This window comes from Gelidibacter sp. (assembly GCF_053579655.1).
Window position 1 is genome coordinate 1 of sequence record NZ_JBMDWE010000024.1, and the last position, 16860, is coordinate 16860.

Genomic DNA, 16860 nt, shown 5'->3' on the forward strand with positions numbered 1-16860 from the left:
AATATTGACCGAGCCTGTGGAAATTCCGCAGGAATTTCCAAGTAGGCGAGAACTAAGCAATTATTTTTACACGGTGTTGAACGAATCCTCCCTACCGGTCGGAAGCCCTCCTGAAAAGTTCAGATCCAATGTCCTTTCGTAAATATAATAGATTTATTAATTTGTAGCTAAATATTAAATCTAATATCATGTTTAAAAAAAAGTAAAACCATTGCTGAGCGTGCTTTTGAGGAAGTAGCTGGTTTCAGCACACTTCAAAACAAATTGGAGCAGAGCTTTTCCATCAACGGCAAAGCGAAAAGCACCTTAAACAATTACCTCCGATGTTTGGCACATCTTGCCCTGCACTACAAGCAAAGCCCAGAAACGCTCTCGGTCGAGAACATTGAAGACTATCTTTACCATTGTCAAAAACTTCACAACACACCTTCCGAAAGCTTCTTCAAACACACCATTTTTGGGCTCAGGGCCGCCTACAAAGTCATGGGGATGGAGGCCAAGCGCGTGGCCTTGCCCCAGATCAAACGAGACTTAAAACTTCCAACAGTATTGAGCCAAGAAGAAGTCAGGCGGCTTTTAAAGGCGCCCAAGTATCTTAAACACCGTCTGATCATTGGGATGCTCTACGGCTGCGGACTTCGCAGCTACGAACTGTGCAACCTCAAACTGTCGGACATCGACTTTGATCGCAGAACGGTCTTTGTTCCCAAGAAAAAAGGGAAGATTGACCGCTATGTACCCTTGAGCAAATATTTATCGAGAGGGTTAAAGACGTATATAAAAACGGAAAATCCCCAACTCTATCTTTTCAACAGCCAGGTTACCAAAGATGGGGAATCGCGGGGGCTGACCACCAATGGCATCGGTTGGATAATCAAAGAAAACCGCAGCAAGATAGGCAGTTCCAAAAAGATAACCGCCCACACCTTACGCCACACCTATGCCACACATCTGTTGGAATATGGCGTTGATATTGTCAGTCTAAAGGAACTTTTGGGCCATGCGCATATCGAGATGACCCTGACCTATCTGCATGTGGCCAATCTGCCCAGTGGTTCGAAATTTTCGCCACTGGACAAGCTCTATGATTAATGCGTCCCAAACATACGGTTGCTGACATTTTAGAAATGGAACAGCTACAGCTCAAGAGTTTGAGCCTGACCTCGTGGCATTACCGTGCCCTGCAGGCCATAAGAAGGTGCCGAACCAAAGCTATGGGCGGACATATTGATAAATGCGATTGTTGCCACGCACTGCACATCAGCTATAACAGTTGCAGGAACAGACATTGCCCGACCTGTCAGGGGCACAAGCGCGAGGAGTGGATCAGGGCACGAAAGGACGAACTCTTGAACGTTCCCTATTTTCATGTGGTGTTTACACTTCCCAGCGAGTTTAATGGCTACGCTTTGAGCCATGGCAAAATAGTGTACGGCAGTCTGTTCAAAGCTGCTTGGCAGACCCTGCAGCAATTTGGGGACAATCCCAAGCACCTTGGTGGGAGAATGGGCATGATCGCGGTGCTGCATACTTGGGGCCAGAACATGAGTTTGCACCCGCACTTGCACTGCATTGTGCCAGGTGGTGGCTTGAGCAGATCGGGACAATGGAAAAAGGCTAAGAACAAGGGCAAATATTTGTTCAATGTAAAAGCTATGAGTCCAGTTTTTAGAGCAAAATATATCGCTGAGCTTAGAAAAAGTGGCTTAAAGATCCCTCAAAAAGTTTATAATGCGGTGTTCGGTAAAAAGTGGGTAGTTTATGCCAAAGAACCTTTTAGAAGTCCAAAATATGTGATCGAATATTTGGGCAGATATACCCATAAAATAGCCATTAGCAACCATCGGATTACTAATATTGATCTCGAAAACAGAAGTGTAACCTTTACAGCCAAAGATTATCGCCGTGCAGGAAAGAAAGTCCCCTTGACCTTGTCGAGCCAGGAGTTTATCAGACGCTTTGCACTGCATATTTTACCCAAGGGGTTTACCCGAATACGACATTATGGTATTTTGAGCAGCAGCTGGAAAAAGGAGAAATTGCCACAACTACAGGCAGAACTTGCTACGGTAAAGTTGGAGGCCATCAAAACAATACAGCCGCTTTTACACCGCCGATGTCCTGTCTGTAAAAAAGGGAGACTGCATACAATTTTGCTTTTTAATGACCGTGGGCCTCCCGAGAATTGGCGCGTTTTACAAAAAGATAGAAAATTGAATAAGAGCAGCTAAAAATTATTCTGCAAATGCAGACTGGCTCTGCTATGCCTTGACTTTAAAATTGAAAGATAAAAACCAGAGATCGTAAATTGAAACCACTTAAAAGCCACGGAGAATGTTATAAAATAATTGAAACCTATACATCTTGACCACACAAATACCAGCGTAACCTCCAAGTATCCTTTCCTCAACTTAACGTTTTACCCATAAGGCGGCAAATCAACCGGATTCGTCAACACAGGATTCAGCTCTGGCCTATCGGCGAGCCGAATCCTTAGTTATTGGCAACTGGCTTTTTTCCAGTTATTTGGTTTTTTTAATTTCTTCCAGCCATTACACCTCCATCTGTGTCCCAAATTGCTCCAGTAACCCAAGACGCTTTTTCCGAAAGTAGAAATAAAATACTGTTCGAGATGTCAGAAGGTGCTCCATTTCTTCCAATTGGATGAAATCCATTAAAACCCTCTAATGCTTTTTCAGCTTGTTCTTTCCCTCCAAAGACTCCGTGATAAACAGGTGTATTTACTACAGCTGGGGAAACTGCATTAACTCTGATATTATCATATGCTAATTCCATAGCTAAGTGTTGAGTTAAAGAATGTAAACCTGCTTTTTGCATAGAATAAGCAGAAGATGGTGTAGCTTTTACAGCTTGCTTTGCCCACATAGAACCTACATTTACTATAGAACCTCCATTTGTATTTTTCATTTTATTTGCTACACTTTGAGTTATGAAAAAGAAACCTCTATTTAAATCTAAATACGAATTATAATCTTCCATTGTGTGTTCCAGAAATGGTTTTGGCCCAAAAATACCAGATGCATTGACCAAATAATCTATATTATCTAATGATTCAATTTCCGCAATCAATGATTTTACTTCTTCGGTATTAGAAATGTTTACTTTATGTTTTATCAAGTTAGGCATATCAGTTACTTTTTCCACATTTCTACCAACAATATGAACTATAGCTCCATTTTCTAATAAAGCATTTGCTGTTGCACTTCCAATCCCACTTGTACCTCCAATTACTAAGGCTACTTTGTTTTTAAATTCTTCCATTTTTATTTGTTTTAATCACTATACTATTTATAGTTGCAAAACTAAGTATAGTTTTATACTTTTGCAATAACGGTCAAAAAGGATAGTTTAACTTTTATCTGAATTATGTATAAATTTAAAGGAAGAGAATACCCTTGTTGTACAAGTTTAACAATGGGAATAATAGGTGGGAAATGGAAAACAGTAATTTTATTCCATTTGTTAAGTGGAAAGTTACGTTATAATGAGTTAAGAAAGGAAATGCCAACAGTAACTGAAAGAACTTTGAGTTTACAGTTGAAGACATTGGAAGAAGACGGAATAATTAAAAGAGAGGTTTTTACTTCAAAGCCTCCGTTAAAAGTAGAGTACTCCTTGACCGATTTTGGTAAAACTTTAATCCCGTTAGTGAAATCGATTGCTGATTGGGGTAATTTAGTGGTCAAGGATTATTCTTAGTTGATGTTCGCTTTAGCTTGTTGCCAACGTTTATGCGTAAGAATAGTTGCGTGGGTTAAACACCTAAAATAGTAAAAATTGACCGAGCTTGTGGAAATTCCGCAGGAATTTCCAAGTAGGCGAGAACTAAGCAATTATTTTTACACGGTGTTGAACGAATCCTCCCTACCGGTCGGAAGCCCTCCTGAAAAGTTCAGATCCAATGTCCTTTCGTAAATATAATAGATTTATTAATTTGTAGCTAAATATTAAATCTAATATCATGTTTAAAAAAAAGTAAAACCATTGCTGAGCGTGCTTTTGAGGAAGTAGCTGGTTTCAGCACACTTCAAAACAAATTGGAGCAGAGCTTTTCCATCAACGGCAAAGCGAAAAGCACCTTAAACAATTACCTCCGATGTTTGGCACATCTTGCCCTGCACTACAAGCAAAGCCCAGAAACGCTCTCGGTCGAGAACATTGAAGACTATCTTTACCATTGTCAAAAACTTCACAACACACCTTCCGAAAGCTTCTTCAAACACACCATTTTTGGGCTCAGGGCCGCCTACAAAGTCATGGGGATGGAGGCCAAGCGCGTGGCCTTGCCCCAGATCAAACGAGACTTAAAACTTCCAACAGTATTGAGCCAAGAAGAAGTCAGGCGGCTTTTAAAGGCGCCCAAGTATCTTAAACACCGTCTGATCATTGGGATGCTCTACGGCTGCGGACTTCGCAGCTACGAACTGTGCAACCTCAAACTGTCGGACATCGACTTTGATCGCAGAACGGTCTTTGTTCCCAAGAAAAAAGGGAAGATTGACCGCTATGTACCCTTGAGCAAATATTTATCGAGAGGGTTAAAGACGTATATAAAAACGGAAAATCCCCAACTCTATCTTTTCAACAGCCAGGTTACCAAAGATGGGGAATCGCGGGGGCTGACCACCAATGGCATCGGTTGGATAATCAAAGAAAACCGCAGCAAGATAGGCAGTTCCAAAAAGATAACCGCCCACACCTTACGCCACACCTATGCCACACATCTGTTGGAATATGGCGTTGATATTGTCAGTCTAAAGGAACTTTTGGGCCATGCGCATATCGAGATGACCCTGACCTATCTGCATGTGGCCAATCTGCCCAGTGGTTCGAAATTTTCGCCACTGGACAAGCTCTATGATTAATGCGTCCCAAACATACGGTTGCTGACATTTTAGAAATGGAACAGCTACAGCTCAAGAGTTTGAGCCTGACCTCGTGGCATTACCGTGCCCTGCAGGCCATAAGAAGGTGCCGAACCAAAGCTATGGGCGGACATATTGATAAATGCGATTGTTGCCACGCACTGCACATCAGCTATAACAGTTGCAGGAACAGACATTGCCCGACCTGTCAGGGGCACAAGCGCGAGGAGTGGATCAGGGCACGAAAGGACGAACTCTTGAACGTTCCCTATTTTCATGTGGTGTTTACACTTCCCAGCGAGTTTAATGGCTACGCTTTGAGCCATGGCAAAATAGTGTACGGCAGTCTGTTCAAAGCTGCTTGGCAGACCCTGCAGCAATTTGGGGACAATCCCAAGCACCTTGGTGGGAGAATGGGCATGATCGCGGTGCTGCATACTTGGGGCCAGAACATGAGTTTGCACCCGCACTTGCACTGCATTGTGCCAGGTGGTGGCTTGAGCAGATCGGGACAATGGAAAAAGGCTAAGAACAAGGGCAAATATTTGTTCAATGTAAAAGCTATGAGTCCAGTTTTTAGAGCAAAATATATCGCTGAGCTTAGAAAAAGTGGCTTAAAGATCCCTCAAAAAGTTTATAATGCGGTGTTCGGTAAAAAGTGGGTAGTTTATGCCAAAGAACCTTTTAGAAGTCCAAAATATGTGATCGAATATTTGGGCAGATATACCCATAAAATAGCCATTAGCAACCATCGGATTACTAATATTGATCTCGAAAACAGAAGTGTAACCTTTACAGCCAAAGATTATCGCCGTGCAGGAAAGAAAGTCCCCTTGACCTTGTCGAGCCAGGAGTTTATCAGACGCTTTGCACTGCATATTTTACCCAAGGGGTTTACCCGAATACGACATTATGGTATTTTGAGCAGCAGCTGGAAAAAGGAGAAATTGCCACAACTACAGGCAGAACTTGCTACGGTAAAGTTGGAGGCCATCAAAACAATACAGCCGCTTTTACACCGCCGATGTCCTGTCTGTAAAAAAGGGAGACTGCATACAATTTTGCTTTTTAATGACCGTGGGCCTCCCGAGAATTGGCGCGTTTTACAAAAAGATAGAAAATTGAATAAGAGCAGCTAAAAATTATTCTGCAAATGCAGACTGGCTCTGCTATGCCTTGACTTTAAAATTGAAAGATAAAAACCAGAGATCGTAAATTGAAACCACTTAAAAGCCACGGAGAATGTTATAAAATAATTGAAACCTATACATCTTGACCACACAAATACCAGCGTAACCTCCAAGTATCCTTTCCTCAACTTAACGTTTTACCCATAAGGCGGCAAATCAACCGGATTCGTCAACACAGGATTCAGCTCTGGCCTATCGGCGAGCCGAATCCTTAGTTATTGTAGCACGTTTTTTTATATATTGTATAATATTAGAACTATTAACAGTATAAATGCAAATCCCACAAAAAAAGCAAATTTATGATGCGTGTAATCTTTGATTTTTTTCTTTTTAAAACCAGAAAAGCACCAAATCAAGAATCCTCCAACTATACTAATTCCAATATGATGCATAAATAATTATAATTTTTTGTTCCTTTCAAATGTCAAAATTGAAATAAGCCCACCAATTCCTAAATTTAAAAATAGTTGCCAAAATTCAGCGAATATTAAACTGAAAAGAAATAATGTCAGAGTTATGGTCGACAACAATACGATCCGAATATTTTTGATTAACAGATTTTTAATTTTGAAAAGTGTAGTGTTTTTTTTAGATATTCTATTTAGTAAAATAAATTCTCGTTGATTCTTTCTACGTAAATCTCTTTTTTCAGTCCGTTGGCTGTTTACGAATATTTGTACTCCTTTATCACTAATTTTATAGTTATCCACTAATGTCCATCCAATTGAGTTTGTTCCAAAATCTAGTCCTAAATATTTACTCATAGTTTGGTTTTTTTAATGTGCTACAACGTTTCGTGTATGAGCAGTGGCGTGGTACGTCATGGACAATTATAAACAGGTGCTTGCCTGAGGAAAATCCTGCGGATTTTCCAAGTAGGCGAGGACAAGCCATTGCTTATACACATTGTTGTGGTGTCGTTTTTAATATTCGTATAAAATGTTTTCGTCGGAATTTATAATGTTTAACTGAACTTTATTTCCATCAACTTTTAAATTTGAAATGTCAAACGTCAATTCTTTTGTAATATATGCTTCGCATAATTCTTCATTTTTTAATGACAATCTTAAATTCCTTTGAGGTGGATTTGATTCCATAATATCTCCAGAATCGATTAGTTTTAATTCCCACGTATTTCCATCACAACCTCCAGAACTAAAATTAATTTTCAGACAATTGTCATTTATTGTTAAATTATTAATTTCTAATTGGTCAGCAGGCGCGTTCGAATATTGTTCCGCACTTATTATAGTTCCAAAATCACAGTTGTTTTGATTTCCGTTATCGTCATCACTTGAACAGCCAAAAAATGCTATTCCGATTAATATTAAGATTAGTGCTCTTCTCATTTTAATAAATTTTATTTTTATTGTAGATTAAGATTTTATCGAATGGTTGCTCAAATGCACCACAACGTTTATGCGTAAGAATAGTTGCGTGGGATAAATACCTAAAATAGTAAAAATTGACCGAGCCTGTGGAAATTCCGCAGGAATTTCCAAGTAGGCGAGAACTAGCAATTATTTTTACGCGGTGTTGGCAAATCGTTTTTTATTTACTTATTTTTTTGAATGATAAAATCAAAAGGTTTTCATCGTCGATTTTTTTTGTGCTTACAAATAACAGAATTCCATATTCCTCTATCAAATCGGAAACAGCGAACATACCATTCGTTTCTTCTTTTACTATAATTGTTCCGTTTTCCATTGTTCTTACATACTCAAAATCGATAAATCCAATTGAGTTATTTTTGTCTGCATATTGTATATCATAACTTTTGAAAAATTTATCATAAATTATTTTTTCTACAATTCCTTGAGGTGTTTCGTAAACCATTTTACCGGTTTTTTGATTTTGTACTCCATAGTAAAACTCTCCTGAATTCCAAGTAATTTTATTGTTCTCTTGTGCATTTACTGCAATAGTAAATAATGTCAATATTGTTAAAAGTATATTTTTCATTAACAGTTTTTTTTACTTAATGATTGAATTCGGGTTAGGTTTGTCAAATGTTTGCCAACATGTGTATATATGTCATCAGCTAGGTAGGAGTGACGTATATATACCCTATGTCGGTGTTTGTTTTGGTTGATCCTTACCAAATGTAGCTGATTCATACAAGGAATCCAAGGGGCTTTTTAAAGTTTTGTTGTTTATTCCTACAACACGAGTGTAAACTTCTGTGGTTTTTGTGCTGGAGTGGCCCAAAGAACTCTGAATATAACGAATGTTTACGCCCTGTTCCATGAGATGCGTGGCATAACTATGACGCAACGTATGAGGCGTACTCCAAGGGTTGCTGTTGGTGCCCTTTACTGATTTCCGATAAATGCGCTGTATGCTTTGCGAAGTGTATTGGCCACCATCTTGCCCCTCAAAAAGCCAATAACTAGGCTTGTGCTCAAGATAGTATTCTCGCAAAATTTTTAGCAGAAATGGACTTAAGGTCGTATGTCTGTCCTTTTTGCCCTTTGAGTCTTTAATAAAAAGATAGCCATCATGGCTACGCACGTCCGCCACCCGTAAGCGCACCACTTCACCCACACGCAGGCCAGCACCATAGAGCGTATGAAGGATAGCTTTATGCTTTATATTAGTGGGATAGTTTATAATGGCGAGGACTTCATCCTTGCTTAATACATCCGGTAAATCCTTACTCTTTGTGGGTCGAGTGATATTGTAATACTCTCGAGGTAAGCCTAAAGTATGCTCATAATAACATTTTATGGCATTGATCAACTGGTTTTGCTTCTGCTCAGTGATCTTATATTTTCGCAACAGGTAATACAGAAAACCTTCTATCTGTTCCTTCGTTATGTCTCGATAGGCAACCGATCCAAAATACTGAAAAAATTGAATTAGATTGCTTTGGTAATTGCGGATCGTAGCTTGACTAAAGCCTTTAAGGATCATTTTCTGATGATTACGGTCCAGCTCAGACTGTATGCCTTCTGTAATATTAGCCTTTGGAATGACAGTGGGGGCCTCAGTGTTCTGTTTGACTAGTTTATCGCCAAAGAGAGTTTCGAGATGTTTTATGTTTACTGGAGTATTGACGATGCTCCACAACTTCTGATTGAAATGATAAAAAGTTCCATTGAGAGCTTTGAATGTCTCCCTTTCCGCAGCCATTTCATAGGGAATTCTTAGCTTGATACGACCCGCATTAGCTTGGGGGAGATAAATAATAATATGTGTTTTATCCTTCCATTCCATGATCTTCATTTTAGGGATGTATCCAAATTTAAAGTAAATAGGTAACTTAATCCGGTCTTTAACGATAATAAGTGTGGTTATCCGTTAGGAACGAATGCTTATATTTGATTGTAAAACAAAGCTTTGTATGGTTCAAGAATGTAAAGTTTGTGCAAAAACAATTAAAGGGCGATCGGATAAAATTTTCTGCTCTATACATTGTAAAAATGTGTATCACAAAAAGCTACGCTATGCCTCTAAGGTGGCTGCTATAGAAATCAATGGTTATCTCAAACGTAATTATGCCATTCTTTTGGAAGTGCTGGGAAATAATAAAACGCAGATTAAAGTTTACAGGAATCTGGTGGAAAAGAAAGGCTTTCGCTTTAAATATCATACCCATTTTCATGTTAATTCAAAAGGTAAAACATTATTTTATATATATGACATCGCTTGGATGGAATTTTCGGACGATGAAATTTTGGTCGTGCGTAGGATTTGATTCGTTTTATACAAAGTGAAAAAAAAGAATCATGATTTATTTATTTCTTAAAATATTTAGGCTAAATAGGATTTGAAACTTCTTCCATATTTGAATATTTTGACAACTTATCTTTAAGCATATTCATGTCATCACTTACCTTCTTATCTATTATTTTGGCATAATGCTGGGTGGTTTTTATCGATTTATGTCCTAACATTTTACTAACAGATTCTATTGGCACTCCATTGGTTAATGTAACAGTTGTTGCAAATGTATGTCGAGCTAAATGGAAAGTGAGATTTTTGTTGATGTGACACAAATCCGAAATTTCTTTTAAATAAGCATTCATTTTTTGATTGCTCAATACAGGAAGTAGAAATTCGGTCCCTAAAAGATCACTACTATCAGCATATTTTTGAATTATGGCAAGAGGAATTGATAAAAGCGGGATATTGCTTCTAGTATCCGTTTTACTTCTGTTGATTTTTATCCATTGTTCACCCGTAATCCCGAAAACGAGATTGTTTTTAGAGAGCTTTTTAACATCAGCATAGGCCAAGCCCGTAAAACAGCAAAAAATAAAAATATCCTTAACCTGTTCCAAGCGAGAAATGCTGAATTCTTTATCAACGAGTTTCTGAAGTTCTTTTTCAGTTAGGAATTCGCGGTCAACAATTTTTAGTTTCGCTTTCCAATGGATAAAAGGATCTTTGCTGATCCAATCGTTGGCATATGCAATTCTAATAATCTTCTTAAAATTAGTAATGTATTTAATAGCGGAGTTATGGGCGCAGTTTCGAGTAGTCTTGAGATAATACTCAAAACCAGTGATAAATTGATGGTCAACTTCTTTAACGGAAATGTCTTTTACATTATATTCTTGCACAATATAATCTTCTACATGTTTTTTGGCAGTCTTATAACGTTCCAATGTCCCGGGTGCAAAATCCTTACCAACTAACTGCTCAACTTTATCGTTATGATCTTGGAATATCTGTAGAACCATTTTATCTTTTTTACCCTTGCCGAGATAAGCATTTTTAATTTTTTCTGAGGTAACCAAAGCGTCACTTTCAGACATATGTTCCTGAATCTTATGAAGTTTGGTTTCTATAGCAGCTAAATATCTATTCAGTTCTCTTGAATCATTTGAAGAACCTTTTGCTTTACCTGCTTCTGAATTCCATTTATCTAGCGATAATTTCCGCCTAATACTGAATTCACTTCGTTTCCCATTAACCGTGATCCGTGCGTAAATAGGGGCGTTTCCGTCTTTATCTATATCGTTTCCCCTTGGATAAAACAGAATGGAAAATGTAAATAACATAGGTGCGTAGTTTTTAATGAGTTTAAATGTACAAAATTTAAATTAAAAAAAACCTATTTTCGCTCAGTAACAATAACAATAACAGTGAATTACAGGTCATTCGGTGCGTAAATTTTAAACTAAAAAATACGCACCGAATCCCGCTCCTTTTATTTGATATTATATGGTTTTAAATGATATTAGTGAAAATGCAAAAAGCCGATAAACATAGTGTTTATCGGCTTTTGATGAGATTTGGTGATCTCTCAGCGGAGAAAGAGGGATTCGAACCCCCGGAGGTATGACCCTCAACAGTTTTCAAGACTGCCGCATTCGACCGCTCTGCCATTTCTCCAAGCGTCTCATCAGGTATGCCCTGAATGCGGGTGCAAATATAGAAACCTTTTTCAATTCTGTCAAATAAAATGTCACTTTTTTATTAAATTAATTTAAGCATTGAATTAATTTATGGAAATGTCCTGAAATTGCCATTCGCATCCCTTATTTTTGCTAGGATTACAAATTGGTACCCATGAGCATTATAGAAAGTTTAAAATGGCGTTACGCCACCAAAAAGTTTGATCCCTCTAAGAATCTTTCCGCTGAAAAGCTGCACATCCTTAAGGAGGCCTTTAACTTAACGGCAACTTCATTTGGCTTGCAAACCATTTCTTTGGTTATTATTGAGAATAAAACCTTACGAAACCAATTATTGGAAGCCGCATATAATCAGCGTCAAGTAGTGGATGCATCCCATTTATTGATTTTTTGTATTAATGACACCATTAATGAAGAACATGTGGATGATTTGTATGATAACATTATTCATTTAAGACAAACTCCAGAAACTATTTTGGAGCCTTACCGAAACGATCTGAAGTTGATGATGCAAAACATGTCGCAGGAAGAACAACAGGAGTGGTCCATCAAACAGGTTTATATTGCCATTGGTAACCTCATGACGGTCTGTGCGGTGGAGCGTATAGATTCGTGTCCGATGGAGGGTTTTGATAGAACGCAATTTGATGCTATTTTAAATCTCAAGGACAAAGGACTTAAATCTGTTTTGTTATTGCCAGTAGGGTATAGAGCAGAAGATGATATGTTTTCAGGATTTAAAAAAGTGCGAAAAAAGTTGCATGATGCAGTTTTGGAAATCTAAAACTTAATTGCTTTTGACTCCAGTTTTATAAATGTTAAATTTGTTTTTATTTAAAAATTTCGATTGATATGCCAGGATTTGAATTATTTGGAAGTGCCGAACGTAAAGAGGTCAATGATGTATTGGATAGCGGCGTGTTGATGCGTTATGGCTTTGATGGCATGCGCAACGGCCACTGGAAGGCCAAAGAACTCGAGGTTGAATTACAATCGGCCTTCAAAGCCAATCATGTGCAATTGGTGTCCAGCGGAACGGCGGCAGTTTCTGTAGCCCTAGCTGCGGCAGGAATTGGCGCAGGAGACGAAGTTATTATGCCGTCCTTTACATTTGTGGCAAGTTTTGAAGCCATTATGATGATGGGTGCAACACCAGTTTTAGTGGATATCGATGATACTTTGACCTTAGACCCTAAGGCGGTTGAGAATGCGATTTCGTCTAAAACAAAAGCCATTATGATCGTGCATATGTGCGGTAGTATGGGCGATATAGATGCGCTACAAGCCATTTGTGATGTTCATAACCTAATTCTTATTGAAGATGCCTGCCAAGCCATTGGTGCCACCTATAAAGGACAGCCTTTGGGAAGTATTGGTCATTTGGGCTGTTTTTCATTTGATTTTGTAAAAACAATTACTTGTGGCGAAGGTGGAGCCGTGGTAACTAATAATGAGCAATACTATATTAATTCAGATCATTATTCTGATCATGGTCATGACCATCAAGGCACTGATAGGGGCGCAGAAGGTCATCCATTTATGGGCTATAATTTTAGAATTTCAGAACTGCATGCCGCGGTGGGATTAGCACAGGTACGGCGCTTACCAGATTTTTTGGCCATTCAAAAGAAGAATTTCAATGTACTTAGAAACGCTCTGTCCGTAATTCCTGAAGTTACGTTTAGAACCGTTCCTGAAGGCGGAGAAGAAAACTACGGATTTTTAAACTTTTTCCTTCCAGATTTGGAAACTTCCAGAAAAGCTTCCCAAAACTTGAAAGCTGCCGGTGTTGACGGTTGTTTTCACTACTTTGACAATAATTGGCATTATGTCCGAAAGTGGGATCATTTAAAAGATGTAAAGAGCTTATTTCCGATTTCTGCAGAAGTGAAAGCAGGATTAAAATATCTACAAACCAAAACCTTTGAGCAGTCCGATCATTATATCGGACGAAATATCTCGTGCCTGATCAAATTGTCCTGGACAAAAGAAGAAGTCAAAGCACGCGCTTTAAAGATGGTGGAAGCTATCAAGATGAGTTTGTAGTGGATTAAGGTTTTGTTGAAAAATCTATTTTATAATTACGTCCCCATAGTATTAAACATAAAAAAGGATTCAGAACTAACAGGGTTCTGAATCCTTTTTATATTTAGTTAAGATTTGCTACTGTCCTCTACAAACTATTTTCTACCCTCTAAAAGCGGTCTTGATTCTAGCTTCTAAAAGCGAAGCGGTCTTAATTCTATGTCAACAATTAATAACTCACATAATCCACAATCTCCAAACCATAGCCAATAATCCCGACACGTTTGGTGTGTTCGCTATTGGACATCAACAATAATTTGTGAATGTTAAGGTCGTGCAGAATTTGTGCGCCAATACCAAAATCTCTGTTGTCCATAGCAATGCTTGGTGCTTTGATGACATCAGTATGATTCTGTTCTTGTTTTAATGTTTTTAATCTATTCAATAAATCGGTAGATTGATTTTGCTGATTGATAAAAAGGATGGCGCCCTTGCCGTCATCATTGATCAACTTGAACATATCGTCCAATTTTTTATCGGCGTTATTGGTCAAAGTACCTAGAATATCATTATTAACCAAGGTAGAGTTCACTCTGGTCAAAACAGGCTCATTCGTTTTCCAAGCACCTTTAGTCAGTGCAATATGAACTTGGTCATTAGTGGTTTGTTGATAGGCTCTCAATCTGAATTTGCCAAAACGGGTCACAATTTCGAAATCTTCTTTCTTTTCAATTAAAGAGTCGTGCTGCATTCTATAAGCCACCAAATCTTCTATAGAAACAATTTTCACGTCAAATTTCTTTGCAACCTTCATAAGTTCCGGTAAGCGTGCCATGGTGCCATCATCATTCATGATTTCCACAATCACACCTGCTGGTTGTAAGCCTGCTAAACGTGCAAAATCAATCGCAGCTTCCGTATGTCCTGTTCGTCTTAACACGCCACCTTCTTTAGCAACTAAAGGAAAAATATGTCCAGGTCGTCCTAAATCAAAAGCTTTGGTATCGGGATCAATCAGGGCTTTTACGGTTTTAGCGCGGTCACTAGCTGAAATTCCAGTCGTCACTCCATTCCCACGTAAATCCACCGATACCGTAAAAGCGGTCTCCATCGGATCGGTGTTATTATGCACCATTGGATGTAAGTCCAATTCTTTACAACGTTTTTCGGTAAGTGGCGTGCAAATCAATCCGCGGCCATGGGTGGCCATAAAATTGATCATTTCTGGCGTGACCATTTCTGCGGCAGCTAAAAAATCGCCTTCATTTTCTCTATCGGCATCATCAACAACAATAATTACTTTTCCATTTTTGATATCCTCAATGGCCTCTTCAATAGTATGTAATTTTATGGCTGATGTTATCGTACTTGTTGTCATTTTTGTTGAAATTTTATGCAAAGATATGCCTTATTTTACATTTAGGATACAACTTTTGTCCAAGTCTTCCTTGATTTTGTTCTTAAGTAAAAAATGGGAAACCCCGTAAAAAGGCAAGCCAATAAGCATAAGATACGGGTTCATGGGTTTGGTCTTGAAACTAAGATTTTTGTAGAATTTATTTGCACTCAACCAAGTGACGACATAATAAAGTGCATAAACCAAAAGGGAAATAATGCTTAAGTCGATTGCTGCCGAAGCTATTTCTAAAAACTTGTTATTTTTTAGAATAAAATATAAGATGAGCAAGATGACACCGACATTATAAAAGATATACGCAAATTTTGAATAGTCGATCGCATCATCAGCTTCTTTCTTCGAAGCAATAAAGCTATCAACAATTTGAACCCCTTGTTTTTTAAGGTCTTCAATGGTTTGATTGCGTTTTAGCAATTGATTTAAAGCGAATGGTTTGACACTCTTATCAAAATTAAGCTCTTCATGATTTTTAAGGATATTGATCAGCTTGTCATTATTATAATCATTTAAAAAACTATATTGAATCAATTCACCGTCCACCATGACCGAGTTTTTAGGTCGGAGATTTAGGAATTTCTTGATCGGGTTAAGGTAGCTGTCAAAATCAAAGAGTCCTTTGTCATTGGTAGCGCGGCTTGTGAGATAGACGCCTAATGGGAGCATGATCAATGTAGAAAGCCAAGTGGCTAAAATCGGATTGAAAGTACCATCTTCCGCACTGTTTTTAGCAAAGATTCCTATAAAGTGATAGGTCAGGAATAATAGGATGGCCACCACCAATGGCAATCCAATACCGCCTTTTCTAATCAATGCCCCTAAAGGCGCACCCACAAAAAAGAGGATAAAACATGCAAACCCCAACACATACTTTTCATGGAGCGCCATCAAATGCTTGTTCAGCACTTTGTCTGAAATGTTCATGAATTGATCTTTCGTGGTTATAATTTGGGTGGTACTGGTAACCGTGTTTAACGCCAGGTTCACGATTTGCAATTTGCTTTTATTTTCAAAAAGATCGAGAATGTTGCCCTTAAAAATGCTGTCCGTTTCCACCGTTAGATTGGCATTCAGAGTATTAATTGAGGTTCTGCCATATAAGGTTTCTGCAAGCTCCTTATGTTCACTGGATTTTTTATGTTGAAGACTATCAATGGTGTAATTGAGGCCTCCTACATCCAGCATATTATATCTATTGGTATAGCTTTTCTCGTCCAGATCCACATCGTTCAACGCTGCCAAATCCACATTCATGGTGTAGGTGTCAAAATAACTCTTGACCGCTGGTTTTTTTTGAATTTCCTTCGGGTCTTTGCTGTGAATTTCTTCGTAATAATTCCCATTAAATAAAACCAGTTGCAAAATGTTAGAATTGGGATTACTGATGAGTTCTCCTGAATCGGCCAAAATCACTGTATAATTGCCCGGTCGGTTGTTGTTTTGTTGGTGCATGACCACCTTAGATAAATATTGACCACGATCGCCACTTTTTTTATCGACCTTGATATTGAAATTGCCAATTTCATTAAACTGCCCTTCGGCAATGGCCATTTGTGGTTTGAGCTTAGCAATGTTTTTTCGAAGATTGTAGGCATTATATTCCGCCCAAGGAATCACATTATTTGCAAATAAGAAGGTGGTTACGGAAAGTAATACGATAAAAACACTCAAACCTCGCATGGCACGTTGCAATGAAATACCAGTAGATTTCATCGCGGCGAACTCATAGTTTTCGGCAAACGCTCCAAAAACCATGATGGAGGCCAATAAAATGGTCAGCGGTAAAATTAAAGGGATAAGGGTGGGCGTGATGTACAATAAGAATTTGAGAATTGTATCCATATCCAAATCCTTTCCGGCCAATTCAGAAATATATAACCAAACGGCCTGTAAAACAAAAATGAGCATGAGTATAACAAACACGCTCAAAAAAGTTTTTAAGTAGGTCTGAAGTATGTACCTATCCAGTATTTTCATAAAAT

General features: G+C 38.4%; 16 protein-coding genes and 1 tRNA gene. 8 read left to right on the top strand and 9 right to left on the bottom strand.

The features are described from left to right. Window positions 1–264: 264 nt before the first annotated feature. Both ACOH2D_RS12525 and ACOH2D_RS12530 read left to right on the top strand, forming a co-directional pair. Window positions 265–1092 carry a tyrosine-type recombinase/integrase gene (locus ACOH2D_RS12525; protein ID WP_449535444.1) on the top strand — a complete coding sequence of 276 codons (828 nt, stop codon included), beginning with the start codon at window positions 265–267 and terminating at the stop codon, window positions 1090–1092. Beyond that, window positions 1092–2231 carry an IS91 family transposase gene (locus tag ACOH2D_RS12530; RefSeq protein ID WP_449535445.1) on the top strand — a complete coding sequence of 380 codons (1140 nt, stop codon included), beginning with the start codon at window positions 1092–1094 and terminating at the stop codon, window positions 2229–2231. The genes ACOH2D_RS12525 and ACOH2D_RS12530 overlap by 1 nt, the downstream gene beginning before the upstream one ends. A 304-nt stretch (window positions 2232–2535) precedes the next feature. Here ACOH2D_RS12530 and ACOH2D_RS12535 read toward each other — a convergent pair whose 3' ends face one another. Then, a complete protein-coding gene (locus ACOH2D_RS12535) occupies window positions 2536–3282 on the bottom strand; it encodes an SDR family NAD(P)-dependent oxidoreductase (protein ID WP_449535446.1) in 747 nt (248 codons plus the stop codon). Between the two features lie 105 nt (window positions 3283–3387). Here ACOH2D_RS12535 and ACOH2D_RS12540 point away from each other — a divergent pair, with 105 nt between their 5' ends. The 3 genes from ACOH2D_RS12540 (at window position 3388) to ACOH2D_RS12550 (ending at window position 6025) form a co-directional block, all read left to right on the top strand. After that, the gene (locus tag ACOH2D_RS12540; protein ID WP_449535447.1) at window positions 3388–3720 is read left to right on the top strand and encodes a winged helix-turn-helix transcriptional regulator; all 333 of its coding nucleotides are present in this window, start codon (window positions 3388–3390) and stop codon (window positions 3718–3720) included. Between the two features lie 338 nt (window positions 3721–4058). Beyond that, window positions 4059–4886 (top strand): tyrosine-type recombinase/integrase, encoded by an 828-nt coding sequence (locus ACOH2D_RS12545; protein ID WP_449535444.1) that lies wholly within the window; start codon window positions 4059–4061, stop codon window positions 4884–4886. Next, window positions 4886–6025: an IS91 family transposase gene (locus ACOH2D_RS12550; RefSeq protein WP_449535445.1), complete on the top strand. Its 1140-nt coding sequence runs from the start codon at window positions 4886–4888 to the stop codon at window positions 6023–6025. The genes ACOH2D_RS12545 and ACOH2D_RS12550 overlap by 1 nt, the downstream gene beginning before the upstream one ends. 449 nt (window positions 6026–6474) lie before the next feature. Here the strand turns inward: ACOH2D_RS12550 and ACOH2D_RS12555 are convergent, their stop codons facing one another. The 4 genes from ACOH2D_RS12555 to ACOH2D_RS12570 all read right to left on the bottom strand — a co-directional run bounded on the left by ACOH2D_RS12555 (window position 6475) and on the right by ACOH2D_RS12570 (window position 9208). Then, window positions 6475–6840 carry a hypothetical protein gene (locus ACOH2D_RS12555; RefSeq protein WP_449535448.1) on the bottom strand — a complete coding sequence of 122 codons (366 nt, stop codon included), beginning with the start codon at window positions 6838–6840 and terminating at the stop codon, window positions 6475–6477. A 159-nt stretch (window positions 6841–6999) separates the two neighbouring features. After that, the gene (locus ACOH2D_RS12560) at window positions 7000–7425 is read right to left on the bottom strand and encodes a hypothetical protein (RefSeq protein WP_449535449.1); all 426 of its coding nucleotides are present in this window, start codon (window positions 7423–7425) and stop codon (window positions 7000–7002) included. 202 nt (window positions 7426–7627) lie between these two features. Continuing rightward, window positions 7628–8038, bottom strand: coding sequence for a hypothetical protein (locus ACOH2D_RS12565; protein WP_449535450.1), 411 nt, complete (start codon window positions 8036–8038; stop codon window positions 7628–7630). A 105-nt stretch (window positions 8039–8143) separates the two neighbouring features. Beyond that, window positions 8144–9208 (bottom strand): tyrosine-type recombinase/integrase, encoded by a 1065-nt coding sequence (locus ACOH2D_RS12570; RefSeq protein WP_449535451.1) that lies wholly within the window; start codon window positions 9206–9208, stop codon window positions 8144–8146. A gap of 211 nt (window positions 9209–9419) precedes the next feature. On the opposite strand from ACOH2D_RS12570, the gene ACOH2D_RS12575 reads away from it, so the two are divergent. After that, window positions 9420–9773: a hypothetical protein gene (locus ACOH2D_RS12575; protein WP_449535452.1), complete on the top strand. Its 354-nt coding sequence runs from the start codon at window positions 9420–9422 to the stop codon at window positions 9771–9773. A 61-nt stretch (window positions 9774–9834) separates the two neighbouring features. On the opposite strand, the gene ACOH2D_RS12580 is transcribed toward ACOH2D_RS12575, so the two are convergent. Together ACOH2D_RS12580 and ACOH2D_RS12585 are read right to left on the bottom strand one after the other, a co-directional pair. Then, window positions 9835–11082 (bottom strand): site-specific integrase, encoded by a 1248-nt coding sequence (locus tag ACOH2D_RS12580; RefSeq protein ID WP_449535453.1) that lies wholly within the window; start codon window positions 11080–11082, stop codon window positions 9835–9837. Window positions 11083–11331: 249 nt separating this feature from the next. Next, a tRNA-Ser gene (locus tag ACOH2D_RS12585) sits at window positions 11332–11416 on the bottom strand. 177 nt (window positions 11417–11593) lie between these two features. On the opposite strand from ACOH2D_RS12585, the gene ACOH2D_RS12590 reads away from it, so the two are divergent. After that, window positions 11594–12223 (top strand): NAD(P)H-dependent oxidoreductase, encoded by a 630-nt coding sequence (locus tag ACOH2D_RS12590; RefSeq protein WP_348036038.1) that lies wholly within the window; start codon window positions 11594–11596, stop codon window positions 12221–12223. Window positions 12224–12291: 68 nt separating this feature from the next. Then, on the top strand, window positions 12292–13485 hold the full coding sequence (locus tag ACOH2D_RS12595) for a DegT/DnrJ/EryC1/StrS family aminotransferase (RefSeq protein ID WP_449535454.1): 1194 nt from the start codon (window positions 12292–12294) through the stop codon (window positions 13483–13485). A gap of 208 nt (window positions 13486–13693) precedes the next feature. On the opposite strand, the gene ribB is transcribed toward ACOH2D_RS12595, so the two are convergent. Together ribB and ACOH2D_RS12605 are read right to left on the bottom strand one after the other, a co-directional pair. Continuing rightward, window positions 13694–14842, bottom strand: coding sequence for a 3,4-dihydroxy-2-butanone-4-phosphate synthase (gene ribB / locus ACOH2D_RS12600; RefSeq protein ID WP_449535455.1), 1149 nt, complete (start codon window positions 14840–14842; stop codon window positions 13694–13696). A 30-nt stretch (window positions 14843–14872) separates the two neighbouring features. Continuing rightward, the gene (locus tag ACOH2D_RS12605) at window positions 14873–16855 is read right to left on the bottom strand and encodes an LptF/LptG family permease (protein WP_449535456.1); all 1983 of its coding nucleotides are present in this window, start codon (window positions 16853–16855) and stop codon (window positions 14873–14875) included. Window positions 16856–16860 lie beyond the last annotated feature (5 nt).

What these genes read in the sequence shown, in the direction of transcription:
- ACOH2D_RS12605 (WP_449535456.1), bottom strand. Translation starts at nt 16,855, where the DNA reads ATGAAAATACTGGATAGGTACATACTTCAGACCTACTTAAAAACTTTT.
- ACOH2D_RS12575 (WP_449535452.1), top strand. Translation starts at nt 9,420, where the DNA reads ATGGTTCAAGAATGTAAAGTTTGTGCAAAAACAATTAAAGGGCGATCG.
- ACOH2D_RS12550 (WP_449535445.1), top strand. Translation starts at nt 4,886, where the DNA reads ATGCGTCCCAAACATACGGTTGCTGACATTTTAGAAATGGAACAGCTA.
- ACOH2D_RS12565 (WP_449535450.1), bottom strand. Translation starts at nt 8,038, where the DNA reads ATGAAAAATATACTTTTAACAATATTGACATTATTTACTATTGCAGTA.
- ACOH2D_RS12560 (WP_449535449.1), bottom strand. Translation starts at nt 7,425, where the DNA reads ATGAGAAGAGCACTAATCTTAATATTAATCGGAATAGCATTTTTTGGC.
- ACOH2D_RS12535 (WP_449535446.1), bottom strand. Translation starts at nt 3,282, where the DNA reads ATGGAAGAATTTAAAAACAAAGTAGCCTTAGTAATTGGAGGTACAAGT.
- ACOH2D_RS12580 (WP_449535453.1), bottom strand. Translation starts at nt 11,082, where the DNA reads ATGTTATTTACATTTTCCATTCTGTTTTATCCAAGGGGAAACGATATA.
- ACOH2D_RS12540 (WP_449535447.1), top strand. Translation starts at nt 3,388, where the DNA reads ATGTATAAATTTAAAGGAAGAGAATACCCTTGTTGTACAAGTTTAACA.
- ACOH2D_RS12555 (WP_449535448.1), bottom strand. Translation starts at nt 6,840, where the DNA reads ATGAGTAAATATTTAGGACTAGATTTTGGAACAAACTCAATTGGATGG.
- ACOH2D_RS12590 (WP_348036038.1), top strand. Translation starts at nt 11,594, where the DNA reads ATGAGCATTATAGAAAGTTTAAAATGGCGTTACGCCACCAAAAAGTTT.
- ribB (WP_449535455.1), bottom strand. Translation starts at nt 14,842, where the DNA reads ATGACAACAAGTACGATAACATCAGCCATAAAATTACATACTATTGAA.
- ACOH2D_RS12530 (WP_449535445.1), top strand. Translation starts at nt 1,092, where the DNA reads ATGCGTCCCAAACATACGGTTGCTGACATTTTAGAAATGGAACAGCTA.
- ACOH2D_RS12595 (WP_449535454.1), top strand. Translation starts at nt 12,292, where the DNA reads ATGCCAGGATTTGAATTATTTGGAAGTGCCGAACGTAAAGAGGTCAAT.
- ACOH2D_RS12570 (WP_449535451.1), bottom strand. Translation starts at nt 9,208, where the DNA reads ATGGCTGCGGAAAGGGAGACATTCAAAGCTCTCAATGGAACTTTTTAT.